We start from the raw sequence: 17,479 nt of genomic DNA on the forward strand, positions 1-17,479 counted from the left end.
TAAAATCAGAAACATGATCGCAAAACGAATGTGAGGTTTCAAAAATGGAAGGATTTAAAGTTGTTATTGTCGGCGGCGGCTCCAGCCATACCCCCGGCATTATCCAGAGCCTGATTGCAAATCTTGACCGCTTCCCGCTGAAAAAGCTGGTGCTGTACGATATTGACCCGGATCGTCTGGAGCTGGTCGATACCCTGTGCGGCTCGCTGATCGCAAAGCTGGATCCGGAGTGCGTCTACTTCACCACCACGGACCCGGAAAAGGCCTACACCGATATTGACTTTGCCTTTGCTCAGATCCGTCAGGGCGGCATGGAAATGCGGGAGAAGGACGAGAAGATCTCGCTGGAGTTTGGCGTTGTGGGTCAGGAGACCTGCGGCCCCGGCGGCATGGCATACGGCCTGCGTTCCATCCCCGGCGTGTTCCAGGTGATCGACGATGTGCGCAAGTACGCACCCGAGGCATGGATTATCAATTACTCCAACCCTGCTGCGATCGTGGCTGAGGCCACCCGCCGCAAGTACAACAACTATAAGATCCTGAACATCTGCGATATGCCGGTAGCCATCATGCTGTCCTTCGCAAAGATGCTGGGTCTGGAAAAATACAACGATGTGGACCCGGTCTACTTTGGTTTGAACCACTTTGGCTGGTGGACCCACCTGTACGACAAGAGCGGTGTGGACCGTATGCCGGAACTGAAGGAAAAGATCATGAAGTTCGGTCTGGCTGCTTCTCATGATAAGCACCACTCCGATCCTTCCTGGCGCCACACATGGGAAAACTTTAAGGAAATCCTCACCGACTTCCCGGAGTATCTGCCCAATACCTACCTGCAGTACTATCTGTATGCCAAGGAAAGCGCCGAGGATATGGATCCCAACTACACGCGTGCCAACATGGTCATGGATGGCCGTGAGAAGGACATGATCGAGCAGGCAAAGCTGATCCGCGAGAGCGGCGGCAAGAAGGAAGCAAACCTGAATCTGTTCAATGCTTTTGGCGATTTTATTGTGGATGTGGCATGCTCCATTGCCTATAACAATGCGGACCGCTATCTGGTCATTGTGGAAAACAAGGGCTGCATCCCGCAGATGCCGTATGATGCCATGGTGGAAGTTCCCTGCTACCTGCGCAAGTGGGGCCCGGAGCCTGTTACCATCGGCAATATCCCCCAGTTCCAGCTGGGCATGATGATGCAGCAGGTCTCTTCGGAAAAGCTGATCGTGGATGCTTATTTTGAACACTCCTACCAGAAGGCACTGGAAGCATTCACGATGAACAAGACAGTTCCCTCTGCCAAGGTGGCACGCAAGATCCTGGATAAGATGATCGAAGCCAATAAGGGCTACTGGCCCGAACTGCACTGAGATCCTCAGGAGGTAAATCATGGAGAAGAGAGAGAAGAAAGTTACCTTTTCACAGTTCCAGAAACTGGGAAAAGTTCTAATGACGCCTGTCATGATCCTGCCCATCGCAGGTATTCTGGTGGGCATTGGCTCTGCGTTCACGACAAAGAACATTGTGGCACTGTGGCCGGTTCTGGGCAATACCTATGTCAAGCTGTTCTTTAATCTGCTCAAGGCCATGGGCAATACCATTAACTCCTATCTTCCAATCATTTTTGCTGTTTCCGTTGCCATCGGCTATGCAGAAAAGGAAAAGGGCATCGCGGCATTGTCCAGCGTGATCGGTTTCCTCGCCATGAACAATGTGATGAATATCCTGCTGACCAGTCTGGGCATTCTGGACCCTGCGGCGATGAAGACCGGCCAGTCCATGGTCATGGGCATCGCTTCGCTTGACACCGGTGTATTCGGCGGTATTCTGGTGGGTCTGCTGGTTGCAAAGCTGCATAACAAATACTATAATATTCAGCTGCCGCCGGTTCTGGGCATCTTCTCAGGCACAAAATTCGTGCCGATGATCTCGCTGCTGGCCTGCTCTGCGCTGGGTCTGGTAATGTCTGTGGTGTGGCCCTTCGTTCAGACCGGTCTGGGCTTCATGGGCGAGATCATTTATGACACTGGCATGGCAGGCAGTGTGATCTATGGTCTGGCAGAGCGTGCGCTGCTGCCTTTTGGCCTGCATCACTTTATTTACACTCCGTTCTTCTTCACAAACCTTGGCGGTTCCATGGTCATTGATGGCACGCTGTATGAAGGCGCAGTGAACATTTACAACGCCATGCTGGCTTCTCCGGATGCCATGTTTGACGTGAACATTACCCGCTTTATCATGAACGGCAAGGTTATTTTTGCTATGTTTGGTCTGCCCGGTGCGGCTCTGGCCATGTACCATTGCGCAAAGCCGGAGCGTAAGCCTCAGGTCAAGGCGCTGCTGATCGCAGCCATCATCCCCTCCATCTTCACTGGCATCACCGAGCCCATTGAGTACAGTTTCCTGTTTGCGGCTCCGCTGCTGTTCGTGGTGCACGCTGGCTATGCAGGTCTGGCCTACCTGCTGACTTACATCTGCAAGGTGAATATCCCGGGGCCCAGTTCCTTCGGCGGCCCTTTCCTGAGCACGATCTTCAATGGCATCATGCAGGCGGATAAAGGCTCTAACTGGATCTGGGTGTTCATCATTGGCATTCCCTGCTTCTTCCTGTACTATTTCACCTTCCGCTTCATGATCACCAAGTTCAACTACAAGACTCCCGGCCGCGAAGATGATGGCCAGGAGGTCAAGAAGCTGGACAAGAAAATGAGCGACGAGATGATGGCGACCATCATTGAAGGTCTGGGTGGTGCAGACAATATCCAGCATGTGGATGCCTGCTTTACTCGACTGCGCGTCAAAGTCAAAGACAAGGCTCTCGTTATGCCGGATACTGACTGGAAGCAGAAGACGGGTGCAAACGGCGTCGTTCAGGTCGCAGATGGTGTGCAAATCATCTACGGTGCCAAGGCCGATATCTACAAAAACAACCTCAAGAGCGCTCTGAACATGGACTGATTTTTCAGTGCCGGTCAGGGTTTCCCGAATAAACAGCGAGGGCATCTGCCAACGGCAGATGCCCTTTCTGCATACAAAAAAATCAAACCTTTGCCGCACCGCGGTCGAGGATCTTATCGAACCGGGCAAAGAAGGTGATGGTGGTGATGGTGGCGGCCAGAATGTCGCTGACCGGCTCGGCCAGAAACACGCCGAACACTGCATCCGGCAGAACATGCGGCAGAATGAAGATGAGGGGAATCAACAGAATGATCTTGCGCAGGCAGGCCAGCAGCAGGCTGACCTTAGCCTGTCCAAGCGCCATAAAGCTTTGCTGGCAGGCGATCTGGAAGCCCATGGCAAAAATGCCCGCCATGTAAATGCGCATGGCCCACGTGGTGTACTGGATCAGTGCGGTGTCCGAGGTGAAAATGCCTGCCACCGCGCCGGGAAACAGCATCATCAACAGCCAGAACAAGCAGGTGTAGGCCCCGCACAGCGTCAGCTGAAAACGGAAGGCTTCCTTGACGCGGGCCTTCTTGCCTGCGCCGAAGTTGAAGCTCATCACCGGCTGTCCGCCCTGACAGATGCCCTGAATGGGCAGCGTGCACAGCTGGGATGCGCTGGTGATGACGGTCATGGCACCCACAGCCACATCGCCGCCGTACCGCGCCAGACTGGAGCTGAAGCTGATGGAAAGCAGGCTTTCGGTGGAGAGCATCACAAACGAGGAGATGCCCAGCGCCAGCACCGGCAGAATGATCTGCTTTTCCGGGCGCAGGTAGTCTCTGCGCAGGCGCAGGATGGTCTTTTTGCCGGTGAGAAAGCGGATGATCCATGCAGCGCCCACGGCCTGACTGAGCACCGTGGCAATGGCCGCGCCCCGCACGCCCAGCCCGAACCCGAAGATCAGGATGGGGTCGAGGATAATGTTGATCACCGCGCCGATCACGGTGGTAAGCATACTGGTCTTGGCAAAGCCCTGCGTGGTGATAAAAGGGTTCATGCCCAGCACCACCAGCACGAACACCGAGCCTGCAATGTAGATGCGGCTGTAGCTCAGGGCGTACGGCAGGGTGGCATCGCTGGCACCGAACAGCCGCAGCAGCACCGGTGCCCCGGCATAGAAGCCAATGGTCAGCACCACGGCAAAGAACATCAGTACGGTAAAGCTGTTGGAGACGATCTTTTCGGCCTGCTGCCTGTCCCCCTGCCCCAGAGCAATGGCGGTGCGCGGCGCGCCGCCCGCGCCCACCAGCATGGCAAAAGCGTTCAGCAGCATCAGAATGGGTGTGAACAGCCCCACGCCGGTCAGCGCTGCCGCGCCAATGCCCGCAATGTGGCCGATGTAAATGCGGTCCACGATGTTATACAGCAGGTTCACCACCTGCGCCACCACGGCGGGGATCATGAGCTGCAGCATCAGCTTTTTGATGCTGCCGGTGCCCATATCTTGTTTTGCCTGTGCCATTGGAATGCTCTCCTCTATACTTCAAATTTGAAAAATATCGTTCCTATTATACTCGGCTCCCGCCCAAAAGAACAGCCTTTTTTGCAAAGAAACCGCGCTTTCTGCCCCAAAAACGCAAAACGGCACGGCTGCGTATGGCTTGCAGCCGTGCCGTGCCGTAACGGGAGAAAAGTGTTGACGGAAAACCGCTTTTTTGCTATACTGTAAAGGCTAATATATGGAGATGTATCGAAGCGGTCGTAACGAGAACGACTCGAAATCCGAGTGGATGCTTCGCCGGGTGTCTCCATATCACACGAGGGAACGTCAATTTTGATGTCCTGACAGGCTTCAAAGCCTGTCTGAACGATGCGTTTTCTAACAATATTCTAACAGCAACTATTCCAAGTTTCAAGGCCGATTTGCGATATACAAATCGTAAATTTGCTATGAAAATATACTTGGAGATGTATCGAAGTGGTCGTAACGAGAACGACTCGAAATCGTTTTGTCCTTAATCGGGCACGTGGGTTCGAATCCCACCATCTCCGCCAACAAAAGGCATCAGCTCAGGCTGGTGCCTTTTTTGCGGCTAGATGGTGCGGATGAGAACAGGGCGGCGGCCCGCAGACCGCAAGCAACCAGCCCTGCGGGCTGTTGCTTAGCCTGCGGGAGAATATCCACCATCTCCGCCAGAAGTCGCAGATTGCATTTTGAGACAGAGGGGAATATACTTATATTGGATAGATTCCAATACTATAGCAATTTAACTTTTTAATGCAAAAGCGGTGAATTGCATATCGCAAAGATGCCGTTTGAATGTTGCACGAATTTCTTAACTTGCGATAAAATTTGCGATAAACGATTTTTGGAAGGAATATAATCATGTCGAAAGATGAATATTTGATCACAGATCCACCCCTTAAAGCGCTGACTGTTTTTGCGATGCCGATGATCCTTGGCAGCTTTTTTCAACAAGTATACAATATGGCCGATTCCATAATAGTTGGTCAATTTGTTGGCTCCTCGGCACTTGCGGCTGTTGGTGCTTGTGCTGCACTGACCAATGTTTTTATTTGTGTGGCGCTTGGTGCTGGTGTGGGCGCAGGTGTGCTTGTAAGCCGCTATTTTGGTGCAAAAAATTATGGTAAAATGAAAACCATTGTGTCAACGTCCCTGATCAGCTTTTTGATCTTAAGCGTTGTCCTTGGTGTCTTTGGCTTTTGCTTTTCCCATTTCATGATGAGCGGATTACAGACCCCTGCCGATATATTGGAAGAAGCAGTATTGTATCTGCGTGTCTACTTTGTGGGTTTCCCGTTTCTATTCATGTACAACATTCTTTCCACCATGTTCACTTCCATCGGTGAATCCAAAATTCCGTTGGGACTGCTGATATTCTCATCTATCCTGAATATTTTTATGGATCTCTGGATGGTGGCCGGTCTTGGTCTGGGGGTGTTTGGTGCAGCCCTTGCGACCTTGATCGCACAAGGAATTTCTGCCGTGTTTTCGTTTTTGATCTTTCTGTCTCGGATGCGGCAATACAAGAGCTCCTTTAGCAGGTTCGACCGGCAGGAGCTGTATTCCATGCTTCGCATTGCGGTACCATCGGTTTTGCAGCAGTCCACAGTGTCTATCGGTATGATGATCGTGCAGGCAGTGGTAAATCCCTTCGGCACACAGGCACTTGCCGGGTATGCGGCAACGATGCGGGTAGAAAATGTTTTTTCGCTGATCTTCGTATCCATCGGCAATGCAGTTTCGCCGTTTGTATCCCAGAATTTTGGCGCAAAGAAAATTGAGCGTATCAAAAAAGGGTATCATGCTGCACTGGTGTTGGATCTATGCTTTGCAGTTCTTGCTTTCGTGGTCATTGAAACACTGCACACACAGATTTCCTCGTTGTTCTTGGGAAAAGACGGAACCGCGTTGGCCTATCAGGTGTCCGGTGATTATATGAGATGGCTTGGTTACTTTTTCATCTTCATGGGCATCAAGATGGCAACGGATGGCGTTCTTCGCGGACTTGGAATCATGCGGCCGTTTCTTATTGCAAATATGGTAAACCTTGCAATCCGCTTGTCTGTTGCTTTGATTTGTGCACCGCGTTTTGGCATTGCTTTTGTTTGGCTTGCAGTCCCGGCAGGTTGGCTTGCAAACTTCCTTATTTCCTATGCGGCGCTCAGAAGATCGTGGCCAGAGGATAAAGCGGCGGTATCTCAATGATTTCATGCAGTGGAGAGGTGCTTTGTTCTGACGGGTTTCACTTACAGAGAATGTGACGCGAAAAAAATTCGCCGGTGTTCCGTTCAGAAAATCAGATGCTCGCTAAAATATCTGTCAGTGTGGCGACAAATGCTTCATCCTGCTCCTTCGTCCGCTTTGCACTCCCCTTGGGGTGCTTTCCGGCACGGAGGAGCTTTTTGTTTTCATACCTCCGCAGCATGAGAGCTTCCATGTTGTCGGCGGTGTATTCCAGACCGTTCTGGTTCAGCACCCGGGCGCACTTGGCAAGGCACATACTCGCAAGGCCGTAGTCCTGTGTTACGACAATATCCCCCGGCTTTACCCGGTTAACGAGGGCAAAATCTACGCTGTCTGCCCCTTTATCGAACACCAATGTCTGCGCACCTTCCCGCTCGATTTGGTGGGCGGTGTCGCACAGGATGGTAACAGGAACGCCAAACCGCTTTGCAATCTGCAATGTCAGGTCCACCACCGGGCAGCCGTCTGCATCAATCAAAATGGTCATGTGTGTTCCTCCATCGCCCACCGAAATGCCTTTGCCGTGCGCAGGTCAGCGTCCTTAAAGTGCCCGCCGCTGTTCCACTCAAGGGTGCAGTCTGCGCCACGCTCTGCAAGTCGGCTGTGCAGGGTGCGGATGTTATCACCTACCGCAGCCATGACAGCGTTTTTCGTATGCTCTTCCTTGTTGCCAAGGCTCAGATAAATGTGCTGTGCCTGTATCGGGTGCCGCTGTTCAAACTCCATCCAGCCCGGAAACCACACCGAGGGCGAGGCGGCAGCGATACCATAGAACAGATCAGTCTGGGTGGATGCCCACAATGCAAACAACCCGGCCAGCGAGTAGCCGCCCAGAATGATTTTGACATTTTCCGGGAGAGGATACTGCTGCTTCAGTGTTGGAATGACCTGTTCTGTCAGAAAGCACAGGGTGTCCGCGGCCTTACCGCCGAAGCCTTGTTTTCCCCACACGGCAGGGGCTTCCCACGGGGAAAGTGCATCGTTCCAGCTTTCCACCGGGATGGCCGCAAACAAAAAGTGGTGCGCACTCTGTGCAATAGCGGCAATCTCGCTTTCCATGCTTTGCAGCTCATGCTCGCCTGTCATTTGGAGCAGTAGGTATTCTGCATGGGCTTCGCCGTAAATGCGGCAAGGTCTGTTCCCGATTTGCATTGTCTGTGCGGTCACTGCGACATCCTCCCGAAAAATTTGATAAGCCCAGTATAGCAACTGAAAAATCATTTTGCAATTCAAAAGGCGTTCGCATTCGCAAGCAGTGTCTTCGTAAAAAAGCTGGCACCTGATTTGAAGTTGTGCGAGGCTTCCAGAGTGATGTATCAGCAGTTTTTGAACGATCATGCCGTAGCCCATAAGCGGCAGACGAACCGGGCACGTGGGATCTGAACAGGGCAGCGTTATTCAATACCGCTAAGCTCGCGGTACAGCGTGCGGGCATAGGAATCTGTCATGCCGCTGATATAGTCGGTGACCATCAGCAGCCGGAGGTACAAGTCAAAAGATTCCGTGCCGGTTCGGGCGTTTTGGTAATCCTGCTTGTAATTGTCGGAGAAGATGGCGAGAAGCTTTTTGTCGGCCTTGGAAGGTGCCTGCCCGTCGGTGCAGTATGCAGAGTCATAGTACAGCACGGCGGGAACAAAATGATCCAGCAGAAAATCGAGAATGACCTGTCCGGACAGCTCCAGTTTCAGGATGCCGGGCGTATCGAAGGCGAATTTCCGCATGGCCCCTTTCAGAATGTCAATGGTGATGGCGTGATTGGTTCCTTCAAACAGATCACCGCAGTAGGTTCCGGCCATGATCTCTTTATATTTGCAGGAAAAACGGTAGATGGCTACATACATCAGCCACTGACGCGTTTGGGTGAGCCATTTTTTAAATGCAGCGCTGTCGTTTTCTGGGGTGTGGTCTGCACCGCGCAGCGCGGAAAGTTCTTGGATCCGCTCATCGGAGAAGTACTCAGGGCTTCTGTGGGGAACGATCTTTGAATGGTCATAAGAATTTGTGTAATATTCAATGAACTGGTCAAGGGTGAACAGGCCCTTTTTAAAGGCATCTTCCAGATCGGCAGTAGAATATGCAATGTCGTCGGCTGCTTCCAGCAGGTAGGTCAGCGGATGGCGCACGATGCCTTTGTCGGGAGTGGTGGTCCCAACCGCTTCCGAGATCTGCTCAAAAGTCTTCTGTTCTGCAGCGAAGAAGCCGAGTTTGTGCTTTCGGATATCCGCACTGCCTTTATCAACGGAGCAGGAGTCGGTGGGATATTTTACCAGCGTGCTGATGATCGCTTTGGACAGATTGAGGCTGGAACCGTGTTTTGCTTTCAGCAGGATCCGCAGTGCCTGTGCATTGCCCTCAAAATTTTCCAGATCAGCGATCATCTGCTTGGATAACCAGCTGCGAAGGGGCTGTCCTTTGTATTTTACATGGTCGAGGTTCTCTTTGAACCAGTCACCGATCACGGTCTCGCCGAAATGCCCGAAGGGCGGATTGCCGAGGTCGTGCAAAAGGCCGGCGCAGAGCAGGACTGATGCGATGGCTTCGGCATCCTCCGGCACAGCAATATCCGTTGGCTTGTACTGTGTTGTGTTTTTGGAGATCATGATGCCAAGCTGCCGGGCGATCGTGGAGACTTCGATCGAGTGCGTCAGGCGGGTTCGGATGAAATCACTCTTGTCCAGAGGAAACACCTGCGTTTTATCCTGCAGCCTGCGGAATGCAGCGCTGGAAACGATCCGGCTGTAGTCCTTTTCAAATGCATTGATGGGATACTCCTTGAACGAATCGGGCTCAGGAGGTTCAGAAGAAAGCTTTTCAGTTGACAGCAATTTTGCCCATTCCATAATCAGTACACCTCGCTTTTGAAACGTCGTGATTAAAAACCTGCAAAAGGCATCGGCCTTCCATCACTGCCATTATACAAAAGAAACGCTGCTCCGGCAACAAAAAACGGATTCTCTGAAAAAAACATAAAAACTGCAGCTTGAACATGTGCAGAGTTCCAATTTATTTCGGGATCCGAAAAAAGGAAAGCGGAGTGTTATGCTGCGGTGTACTACTTCCGTCAGATGCACCCGAAATTGAATCAGACAAAAGCTTCCCTTTCCGTGGGCTGCGTGCCTGCGGCGGGGAAGCTTTTTTGTATGCCTGCGGGGCAGGAACGGCGGGATATCAGCCAGATTGCACAAAACGCATTGCACAAAATTGAACAGCTTTTCAAGAAAAAATCTTGCTATTCCGCTTGCGCTCATGTATAATGGACTTGGCTTGAAAGGTAGGATGTTTAAAAACGCTCTGCCGTATGCTGCTGCAGATGACTTGAAAGGTGGAACATGGGATGTTGTATAAGAAAGCTTCTGAGATGAAACCCACTCCGATCCCCCATTGCATGGGCGGCGAGGGCACCGTGATGATGGAACGCTTGCTGGATGCGCCTGCCGAAATGCTGGGCAAGGGCCGCGCCTATGTGCGCCACACGCTGGCACCGGGCGTGACCATTGGCAGGCACACGCATGAGCACGAGATGGAAAGCATGGTCATCGTCTCCGGCCGCGCTGTCCACATTATCAACGGCGAGGAGCAGATCTTGGAGAAGGGCGACATCATTGCCGCCATGCCCGGCGACACCCACCAGATCGCCTGCCTGGGCGACGAGCCGCTGGTGCTGATCGCACAGGTGCTGTACGAATAAAGGAGGAGCTTCAGATGGAACAGATCCGCAGTGCCGATGTTCTGGCCAATTTTCCGCAGGTGGATGAGGAAAAACTGAACGCCGCCCTTGCCGCCGAAGCTGCCGCCAGCAACCGCAAGATCATTGTGCTGGACGACGATCCTACCGGCGTACAGACGGTACATGATATCTATGTTTATACAAATTGGACGGTAGAAAGCCTGCGCAAGGGCTTTGCTGCGCCGGAAAAGCTCTTCTTTATTCTGACCAACAGCCGCGGCTTTACCGTGGCCGAGACCACCAAGGCCCACCGCGAGATCGCGGAGAACACCGCCAAGGTGGCCCGCGAGTTCGGCATGGACTACCTTATCATCAGCCGCGGCGACTCCACCCTGCGCGGCCACTACCCGCTGGAGACCGACCTGCTGCGCGAGGTGACGGAGGCTGAGAACGGTTACAAAATGGATGGCGACATCCTGTGCCCCTACTTCCGCGAGGGCGGACGCTTTACACTGGACAACGTGCATTATGTGCGCTACGGCGCAGAGCTTGTGCCCTGCGGCCAGACCGAATTTGCCAAGGACGAGACCTTTGGCTACCACGCCAGCAACCTGTGCGAATACATTGAGGAAAAAACCGGCGGCAAAGTCCGTGCAGGAGACGTGACCTGCATCTCGCTGGAAAGCCTGCGCGCCATGGACTTTGACGGCATCGAGGCCCAGCTGCTGGCGGTGCACGATTACGGCCATGTGATCGTGAACGCAGTGGCGGACTGCGATGTGAAGGTGTTTGCAGTGGCACTGTACCGCGCCATGGCAAAGGGCCGTCACTTCACCATCCGCAGTGCGGCCGCACTGGTCAAGGCCATCGGCAATATTTCCGACCAGCCGCTGCTCACCCGGGAAAAGATGGTCACGCAGGAAAGCAAGGCAGGCGGCATCATTGTGGTGGGCAGCCACACCAAAAAGACCACTGCCCAGCTGGAAGAACTGAAAAAAGTACAGGGTATCGAGTTTATTGAGATGGACAGCGACAAGGTGCTGGTGCCGGGCGAGCTGGAAAAGGAAGCAGCCGCCATCGTGGCCCACTGCTCACAGCAGATCGCAAAGGGCATCACCTGCTGCGTGTCCACAAAGCGCGTGGTGCTCACCCTGCCGGACGACACCCCGGAAGCAGCCCTCGTGCGCAGCGTTGCCATCAGCGATGCACTGCAGAGCTGCGTGGGCAGGCTGACCGCTTCCCCGGCTTTTGTGGTGGCAAAGGGCGGCATCACCAGCAGCGACGTGGGCGTGAAGGCCCTGCGCGTGAAATGCGCCAAGGTGCTGGGCCAGATCCGGCCGGGCATCCCGGTATGGCAGACCGGTGCCGAAAGCCTGTTCCCCGGCACGCCGTACATCATCTTCCCGGGCAATGTGGGCGAAGTGCCCACCCTGCGGGAAGCGGTGGAAATTTTACTGGGTTGACAGCCTGACGATTTAGAATTGTCTCCGCTCTGCTCTGACAATATCAGAGGAAAAATTATTTTAAATATTGCAAACAAGCCAGCCCTGCGGGGCTGGCTTGTTTGCTTTTTCACGGGAAGGAGTCGTGGCGGTAAACGGCATCTGCTCTTGCTCGTTTCCTGCGGAAACAGTCGCAAAGCAATAAAACTATGCTATTGCCCTTACGTTTCGTCGCATAAGCGACTTCAAATCGGCGCAACACAAAAAATCCTTTAGCGAAGCGACTTGGATTTTTTGTATGGAGCCCATCTTCTTTGGGATTATTAAGGGCGAGTAGCCCTTAATTCGTGCCTCCCGCGCTTCGAAAGTAGCGGGTGCTTTTCTGGTTCTCTTTTGGCACGCAAAAGAGAACGTACCCGGCGGAGAAAAATTTATAAAAGCTATATAAATCTGCCCTACGCGAAAACGCTCTGCGCGGGAAGAAAAAAATCACTCTTTTTGGGCTTTCTTTTTCTTCTTTGCTGCCTTTTCCTCCGGCTTGTTCTTCATCAGCCTGCCGAGGGATGCGGCAGTGTATACGCAGAAGCAGCCCACCACCACGATCAGCACGACGGCGCTTGCGTCCAGCGCCACGGTGCCGGCGCGGACAGCGGCCAGATACAGTGCCAGCAGCACCACGCCGCCGCCCAGCCACAGGCTGCTGCTGTTCACCTGCTTTTGCCACTCCTGCTGCGGCGTGAGCGGATGCTGCTGCGCCTTGCCCTGCCGGGCCTTCTTTTTCCAGATGTTATCACTTTGAAACGGATTCATGTTCCGGTGGCTCCTTCCCTGTCTTTTTCTTTAAGGGTATTATACGCCGTAAGATGGGATGATGTCCAGAAAGAAGTGGATTTTTCACCACTTGCATCCCACATTTGTGCAGAACGACCAAAACCGGCCCGAAATATCGGCTATTCGCCAATTTACTTTTTGCGGACCGAAGAGTAATCTAATGGTAGGATGTAAAGACGGACAAGCTGTTGAGATTGAACTAAAGGTAGGATGTAGCAAAGAGCCTTTGCTGCGGGCTTGTCCGGCACGAGAACACGAAAAACAAAAGGAGGCTTTTCCGTTATGAAGGTAGGTCTGATCTATACCAGCACCACCCCGGAACTGATCGAACTGGTGGAGCAGGAGGTCAAAAAGCAGCTGGGCGATGATGTGGAGCTGTACAGCCTGCAGGACCCCAGCATTCTGGCAGATGTCCGCGCGGCAGGCTATGTGACCACTGCACCGGCAGCACGCCTGATCGGCATGTACATGAAAGCCGCTGAGGAAGGCGTGGATGCCATGCTGAACCTGTGCAGCAGCGTGGGCGAAGTTGCCGACAGCGCACAGGACGTGGCAAAGTACATTGGTGTGCCTATCGTCCGCGTGGACGAGGAGATGTGCCGCGAGGCTGTCCGCAAGGGCCAGCGCATCGGCGTGATGGCTACCCTGCCCACCACGCTGGAACCCACCAAGGGCACCATCCTGCGCATGGCCCGCGAGTGCAACAGGCACGTGGAACTGGTGGACTGTCTGGTGGACGGTGCATTCGGTCTGGATCAGGACCAGTTCAAGGCCCGCATGACCGAGATGGCCGGTACCATTGCCGACAAGGTGGACGTGATCGTATTTGCACAGGGCAGCATGGCCTACTGCGAACAGTATATCGCCGATAAGTTTGGCAAGGTGGTTCTCAGCAGCCCCCGCTTTGGTGCAGCCGAGCTGAAAAAGGCGCTGGAAAAGAAAGGCACCATTTAAAAAAGGAACAAGAGCCGGAGCACGAGACCGGCTCAGGAGAAGATATTTTTTTGAAGGAGAATTCTTATGAAAAAGATGATTTCCCGTCGTGACTTCCTGAAGGTGGCTGGCATTTCCGCTGCTGCTCTGGGTCTGGCTGCCTGCGGCGGCTCCGGCACCAGCACTGCTGCTTCCACTGCCTCTACTGCAGCTTCCACCGGTTCTTCCGCTGCCGCTTCCGGCTCGGCTGTCACCCTGAAGCTGGGCTTCTCCACCAACGAAGAAGACCCCCGTGCAAAGGGCGCAAAGCAGTTTGCAGAAGAAGTTGCCGAAAAGACCGGCGGCGCTGTGGAAGTTCAGCTGTACCCCTCCGGCCAGCTGGGCGGCGATGCTGACCTGATCAACTCTATCGCTCTGGATTCCGGCACGGTGGATATCATCATCACCGACGCTTCCAACTTTGCCACCTACGATGCAAAGATGGGCATTTCCGCACTGCCGTTCCAGTTCGAGACCTTCGACGATGCATGGGCATTCATGGACAGCGACATCGAGGCTGCCGCTGAGGAAGGCCTGCTGAGCCAGAATATGCGTGTGCTGGCCCACTACTGCAACGGCTTCCGCTGCGTGACCAACTCCAAGGGCCCCATCAACAGCCCTGCCGACATGAACGGTCTGCTGATCCGCACCCCCGAGAACCCCGTCATCATGGCTACCATGACCGCTCTGGGTGCCAACCCCCAGCCGCTGAGCTTCTCTGAGCTGTATCAGGCTCTGCAGCAGAAGACCTACGATGCACAGGAGAACCCCATCCCCGTTATCTACAACAACAACCTGTTCGAGGTTCAGGAGTACCTGAGCATCACCAACCACATCTACTCCGGCATGTGCTTTACCATTGCCGAGAGCAGCTGGAACAAGCTGAGCGCTGACCAGCAGCAGATCGTTTCCGACGCTGCAAAGGCATCTGCCGATTACGACCGTGAGCTGAACGAGCAGCAGACCAACGATTTGGTCTCCGCTCTGGAAGAGAAGGGCATGAAGATCAACAGCCCGGAACTGGCTCCGTTTGCAGCTGCGACCGAAAAGGTCCTGACCGACAACGCTGATACCTACGGCGACCTGCTGGATCAGCTGAAGGCATGGAAAGAAGCCCGCTGAGATCACTGACCAGAAAACCTTGAAATAAAACCGAAGCAAAGGGACGAGGGGCGTGCCCTTCGTCCCTTTGCATTTTATCTGAATCGCACTTGGAAAGGAGTTTGTACTGTGAAAAAACTGCAAACCACTCTGGACAAGATCACCACCCTCATTTCCGCCATTCTGTGCGCGGCTATGATGGTAATTCTGTTCGCAAACGTTGTGCTGCGCCTGATCCCCGGCATCGGCGGCTTCAAGTGGTACATGGAGAGCAGCCAGTATCTGAACGTCTGGTCCATGCTCATTGCCTGCATTGGCATCAACGCCATGGGCACCAACCTCCGCGTGGAGGTGGTGGATTCCATCCTCGGTAAGACTCCGCTGGGCAAAAAGATCGTTGTCATCATCCGTGATGTGTTCATCATCCTGTTCTACGTCATGGTCACCTACGGCGGCTACCAGCTGTGCACCCGCGCAAAGCAGGCCGTTTCCACCATGCCGCAGTTCACCATGGGTCAGGTGTACACCATCTTCCCCATTGCCGGTGTGCTGTGCATCCTGTCCGCCGTTCTCAACCTGATCGTTGAACTGACCGCAAAACCGGAAGGGGGCAAATCCAAATGATCGCATGGCTGCTGATCTCATTCTTCGTTCTGCTGTTTCTGGGCGTGCCCATCGCCATGAGTCTGGGCCTGTCCGCCATGGGCGGCATCCTGTTCCTGGGCGGCGGCAGCACCGTCACCATTGCTCAGCGCATGTTTGAGGGCATGAACAGCTTTGCACTGCTGGCCATCCCTCTGTACACCTTTGCCGGTTTCACCATGTCCAAGGGCGGTATTTCCAAGCGCCTGATGGACTTCTGTTACTCCATCGTCGGCCACATCTACGGCGGTCTGGCTCACGTGAACGTGCTTTCCAGCATGATCTTTGCGGGCATCTCCGGTTCCGCTGTTGCCGATACCGCAGGCGTTTCCGGTATGTTCATGCCGGAAATGGTGCGCAAGGGCTACTCCAAGAACTTTACCGTTGCCGTTACCGCCATTTCCTCCACCATCGGCATCATCATTCCTCCGTCTATCCCCATGGTGGTCATTGCCGGTATCTGCGGCATTTCCACCGGTAAGCTGTTCCTCGGCGGCATTATCCCCGGTGTCCTGTGCGGTCTGGCACAGATGATCGTCAGCTATTTCATGGCCAAGAAGGAAGGCGTGCCCAAGGAGCCGGGCCACTTCACCATCGGCCCCGTGCTGCATGGCCTGTGGGAGAGCTGGCCCGCCCTGCTCATGCCCATCATCATCGTGGGCACGATCACCATGGGTATCGTCAGCCCCACCGAGGCAGGCGTGATCGCTGTTGTTTACGGTCTGTTTGCCGGCGGCATCATCTACCGCGAACTCAAGTGGGAGGACATCAAGTTTGCCTTTGCAGAGACCGTCCGCACCAGCGGCCGTATCTTCATCGTTATCGGCGCTGCAAAGCTGTACACCGTCATGCTGACCACCGCAGGCTTTGACAAGTGGGTGGCCAAGACCATGCTGGGCTTCTCCACCAACCCCACTGTCATTCTTATCGTGATCCTGCTGATTTTCTTCATCGTCACCATGTTCATGGAGTCCATCGCAACGCTGACCCTGTTCATGCCCATCCTGTATCCCATTGCTCTGGGCGTGGGCATCAACCCCATCGTGCTCAGCGTCCTGATCACCGTGGTCATCGGTGTTGGTCTGGTCACTCCTCCGGTGGGCATGTGCATTTACGTTGCCTGCGATCTGATGGATGTTACAGTCGGCGAGGTGTTCCCCACATTGGTGCCGTTTATTGCGGCTACCTTCGTCTGCATTGCCCTGATGGTCGCCTTCCCTCAGCTGATCCTGCTGCCCACCTATTTGATGGCGTAACCGTTGCGTCCGCTTTTCAGATATGGTAAAATAGTGGTGGAAGTTCAACGTGTGATGTTTGGAGGCTTTCTGCCCCAGAACGTTCCACGTTGAACGACCCCGAATATCCACCAAACCGGATTTGGAGGCGGAACTATGTCAATGGAACATCCTGAAAAACAGAAGAATGCGGTAAAGTCTGTAGTCGATCAGGTCATGGATGGGATCATCTCCCAGATCATCGACGGCACCCTGCATCCGGGCGACAAGCTGCCTACCGAAATGGAACTGTGCAAGCAGTTCGGCGCGGGCCGCAACTCGGTGCGGGAAGCTGTGAAAAAGCTGCAGGCCTACGGCATCCTGTACATCAAGCGTGCCGACGGCACCTTTGTGAGCGAAAACTACAACCAGAAAATGCTGGACCCGATGCTGTACAGCATCATCCTGCAGAAGAACAGCTGGCAGGAATTTGTGGAACTGCGCTCCGTCATCGATATCGGTACGCTGAATATTATCATTCAGCGCAATGATATCACATCCTTTCTGCCGGACCTGTACCGCACCTTCGGCGAGCTTTCTGCCGAAATGCACTCGCCGGAGCCTTCGGTGGACAAGGTGCTGGAGCTGGACAGCCGGTTCCACACCCAGATCGCCAATGCGGCCCAGAACCCCATGCTGGCCACCATCACCGAGTATATCACCCGGCTGACGCTGCCCAGCCGTCTGGAGACCACCCGCAAGGTGCTGGCCAAGGGCGAAGAGGAGATCGAGCGGTTCGTAGAGCTGCACCGCCAGCTGCTCAGCGTGATCGAGCGCAGGCAGGTGGACGAGATCGCCGCTACAGTGCAGGATCACTACATCTTCTGGAAGAAGTAAGCATACAGGCCTCCTGCCTGCCGTAAAAGGCGGGCAGGGGACTGTGAGTTTACAAGAT

Annotated in this window: 15 protein-coding genes and 1 tRNA gene; 11 read left to right on the plus strand and 5 right to left on the minus strand. The window is 54.0% G+C overall.

Annotated elements, in window-relative coordinates; all coding sequences use genetic code 11:
• Positions 1-44: 44 nt before the first annotated feature.
• Positions 45-1,370, plus strand: coding sequence for a 6-phospho-alpha-glucosidase (locus PXT33_RS01085; protein ID WP_097774516.1), 1,326 nt, complete (start codon positions 45-47; stop codon positions 1,368-1,370).
• A gap of 19 nt (positions 1,371-1,389) precedes the next feature.
• Positions 1,390-2,958 carry a PTS transporter subunit EIIC gene (locus PXT33_RS01090; protein WP_097774517.1) on the plus strand — a complete coding sequence of 523 codons (1,569 nt, stop codon included), beginning with the start codon at positions 1,390-1,392 and terminating at the stop codon, positions 2,956-2,958.
• An 82-nt stretch (positions 2,959-3,040) separates the two neighbouring features.
• Here PXT33_RS01090 and PXT33_RS01095 read toward each other — a convergent pair whose 3' ends face one another.
• Positions 3,041-4,408 carry an MATE family efflux transporter gene (locus tag PXT33_RS01095; RefSeq protein ID WP_332375784.1) on the minus strand — a complete coding sequence of 456 codons (1,368 nt, stop codon included), beginning with the start codon at positions 4,406-4,408 and terminating at the stop codon, positions 3,041-3,043.
• Between the two features lie 442 nt (positions 4,409-4,850).
• On the opposite strand from PXT33_RS01095, the gene PXT33_RS01100 reads away from it, so the two are divergent.
• A tRNA-Ser gene (locus PXT33_RS01100) sits at positions 4,851-4,941 on the plus strand.
• Between the two features lie 331 nt (positions 4,942-5,272).
• Positions 5,273-6,616: an MATE family efflux transporter gene (locus PXT33_RS01105; RefSeq protein ID WP_097774519.1), complete on the plus strand. Its 1,344-nt coding sequence runs from the start codon at positions 5,273-5,275 to the stop codon at positions 6,614-6,616.
• A 91-nt stretch (positions 6,617-6,707) separates the two neighbouring features.
• Here PXT33_RS01105 and PXT33_RS01110 read toward each other — a convergent pair whose 3' ends face one another.
• The 3 genes from PXT33_RS01110 to PXT33_RS01120 all read right to left on the minus strand — a co-directional run bounded on the left by PXT33_RS01110 (position 6,708) and on the right by PXT33_RS01120 (position 9,495).
• A complete protein-coding gene (locus PXT33_RS01110) occupies positions 6,708-7,142 on the minus strand; it encodes a DUF188 domain-containing protein (protein WP_332375785.1) in 435 nt (144 codons plus the stop codon).
• The gene (locus PXT33_RS01115) at positions 7,139-7,807 is read right to left on the minus strand and encodes an alpha/beta hydrolase-fold protein (RefSeq protein ID WP_332376661.1); all 669 of its coding nucleotides are present in this window, start codon (positions 7,805-7,807) and stop codon (positions 7,139-7,141) included. The genes PXT33_RS01110 and PXT33_RS01115 overlap by 4 nt, the downstream gene beginning before the upstream one ends.
• 242 nt (positions 7,808-8,049) lie before the next feature.
• Complete coding sequence (locus tag PXT33_RS01120; protein ID WP_332375786.1) at positions 8,050-9,495, minus strand: deoxyguanosinetriphosphate triphosphohydrolase; 1,446 nt, start codon at positions 9,493-9,495, stop codon at positions 8,050-8,052.
• Positions 9,496-9,989: 494 nt separating this feature from the next.
• Here PXT33_RS01120 and PXT33_RS01125 point away from each other — a divergent pair, with 494 nt between their 5' ends.
• Together PXT33_RS01125 and PXT33_RS01130 are read left to right on the plus strand one after the other, a co-directional pair.
• Complete coding sequence (locus PXT33_RS01125; protein ID WP_097774654.1) at positions 9,990-10,343, plus strand: cupin domain-containing protein; 354 nt, start codon at positions 9,990-9,992, stop codon at positions 10,341-10,343.
• 14 nt (positions 10,344-10,357) lie between these two features.
• On the plus strand, positions 10,358-11,785 hold the full coding sequence (locus PXT33_RS01130; protein WP_345786143.1) for a four-carbon acid sugar kinase family protein: 1,428 nt from the start codon (positions 10,358-10,360) through the stop codon (positions 11,783-11,785).
• 468 nt (positions 11,786-12,253) lie between these two features.
• Here the strand turns inward: PXT33_RS01130 and PXT33_RS01135 are convergent, their stop codons facing one another.
• Complete coding sequence (locus PXT33_RS01135; protein ID WP_332375787.1) at positions 12,254-12,574, minus strand: hypothetical protein; 321 nt, start codon at positions 12,572-12,574, stop codon at positions 12,254-12,256.
• A 303-nt stretch (positions 12,575-12,877) separates the two neighbouring features.
• On the opposite strand from PXT33_RS01135, the gene PXT33_RS01140 reads away from it, so the two are divergent.
• From PXT33_RS01140 to PXT33_RS01160, 5 genes are all read left to right on the plus strand, one after another.
• Positions 12,878-13,549: an aspartate/glutamate racemase family protein gene (locus tag PXT33_RS01140; protein WP_097774524.1), complete on the plus strand. Its 672-nt coding sequence runs from the start codon at positions 12,878-12,880 to the stop codon at positions 13,547-13,549.
• A gap of 66 nt (positions 13,550-13,615) precedes the next feature.
• Positions 13,616-14,689 carry a TRAP transporter substrate-binding protein gene (locus PXT33_RS01145; RefSeq protein WP_097774525.1) on the plus strand — a complete coding sequence of 358 codons (1,074 nt, stop codon included), beginning with the start codon at positions 13,616-13,618 and terminating at the stop codon, positions 14,687-14,689.
• 108 nt (positions 14,690-14,797) lie between these two features.
• Positions 14,798-15,292: a TRAP transporter small permease gene (locus PXT33_RS01150; protein ID WP_097774526.1), complete on the plus strand. Its 495-nt coding sequence runs from the start codon at positions 14,798-14,800 to the stop codon at positions 15,290-15,292.
• Entirely contained in the window at positions 15,289-16,566 is a 1,278-nt protein-coding gene (locus PXT33_RS01155) for a TRAP transporter large permease (protein ID WP_097781114.1), read from the plus strand. Before PXT33_RS01150 ends, PXT33_RS01155 begins: the two co-directional genes overlap by 4 nt.
• A 135-nt stretch (positions 16,567-16,701) precedes the next feature.
• Positions 16,702-17,421, plus strand: a complete 720-nt coding sequence (locus PXT33_RS01160; RefSeq protein WP_097774528.1) for a FadR/GntR family transcriptional regulator — start codon at positions 16,702-16,704, stop codon at positions 17,419-17,421.
• Positions 17,422-17,479: the final 58 nt, after the last annotated feature.

The sequence above is a fragment of the Faecalibacterium taiwanense genome, assembly GCF_036632915.2.
GTDB lineage: Bacteria > Bacillota > Clostridia > Oscillospirales > Ruminococcaceae > Faecalibacterium > Faecalibacterium taiwanense.

What these genes read in the sequence shown, in the direction of transcription:
- PXT33_RS01085 (WP_097774516.1), top strand. Translation starts at nt 45, where the DNA reads ATGGAAGGATTTAAAGTTGTTATTGTCGGCGGCGGCTCCAGCCATACC.
- PXT33_RS01090 (WP_097774517.1), top strand. Translation starts at nt 1,390, where the DNA reads ATGGAGAAGAGAGAGAAGAAAGTTACCTTTTCACAGTTCCAGAAACTG.
- PXT33_RS01095 (WP_332375784.1), bottom strand. Translation starts at nt 4,408, where the DNA reads ATGGCACAGGCAAAACAAGATATGGGCACCGGCAGCATCAAAAAGCTG.
- PXT33_RS01105 (WP_097774519.1), top strand. Translation starts at nt 5,273, where the DNA reads ATGTCGAAAGATGAATATTTGATCACAGATCCACCCCTTAAAGCGCTG.
- PXT33_RS01110 (WP_332375785.1), bottom strand. Translation starts at nt 7,142, where the DNA reads ATGACCATTTTGATTGATGCAGACGGCTGCCCGGTGGTGGACCTGACA.
- PXT33_RS01115 (WP_332376661.1), bottom strand. Translation starts at nt 7,807, where the DNA reads ATGCAAATCGGGAACAGACCTTGCCGCATTTACGGCGAAGCCCATGCA.
- PXT33_RS01120 (WP_332375786.1), bottom strand. Translation starts at nt 9,495, where the DNA reads ATGGAATGGGCAAAATTGCTGTCAACTGAAAAGCTTTCTTCTGAACCT.
- PXT33_RS01125 (WP_097774654.1), top strand. Translation starts at nt 9,990, where the DNA reads ATGTTGTATAAGAAAGCTTCTGAGATGAAACCCACTCCGATCCCCCAT.
- PXT33_RS01130 (WP_345786143.1), top strand. Translation starts at nt 10,358, where the DNA reads ATGGAACAGATCCGCAGTGCCGATGTTCTGGCCAATTTTCCGCAGGTG.
- PXT33_RS01135 (WP_332375787.1), bottom strand. Translation starts at nt 12,574, where the DNA reads ATGAATCCGTTTCAAAGTGATAACATCTGGAAAAAGAAGGCCCGGCAG.
- PXT33_RS01140 (WP_097774524.1), top strand. Translation starts at nt 12,878, where the DNA reads ATGAAGGTAGGTCTGATCTATACCAGCACCACCCCGGAACTGATCGAA.
- PXT33_RS01145 (WP_097774525.1), top strand. Translation starts at nt 13,616, where the DNA reads ATGAAAAAGATGATTTCCCGTCGTGACTTCCTGAAGGTGGCTGGCATT.
- PXT33_RS01155 (WP_097781114.1), top strand. Translation starts at nt 15,289, where the DNA reads ATGATCGCATGGCTGCTGATCTCATTCTTCGTTCTGCTGTTTCTGGGC.
- PXT33_RS01160 (WP_097774528.1), top strand. Translation starts at nt 16,702, where the DNA reads ATGTCAATGGAACATCCTGAAAAACAGAAGAATGCGGTAAAGTCTGTA.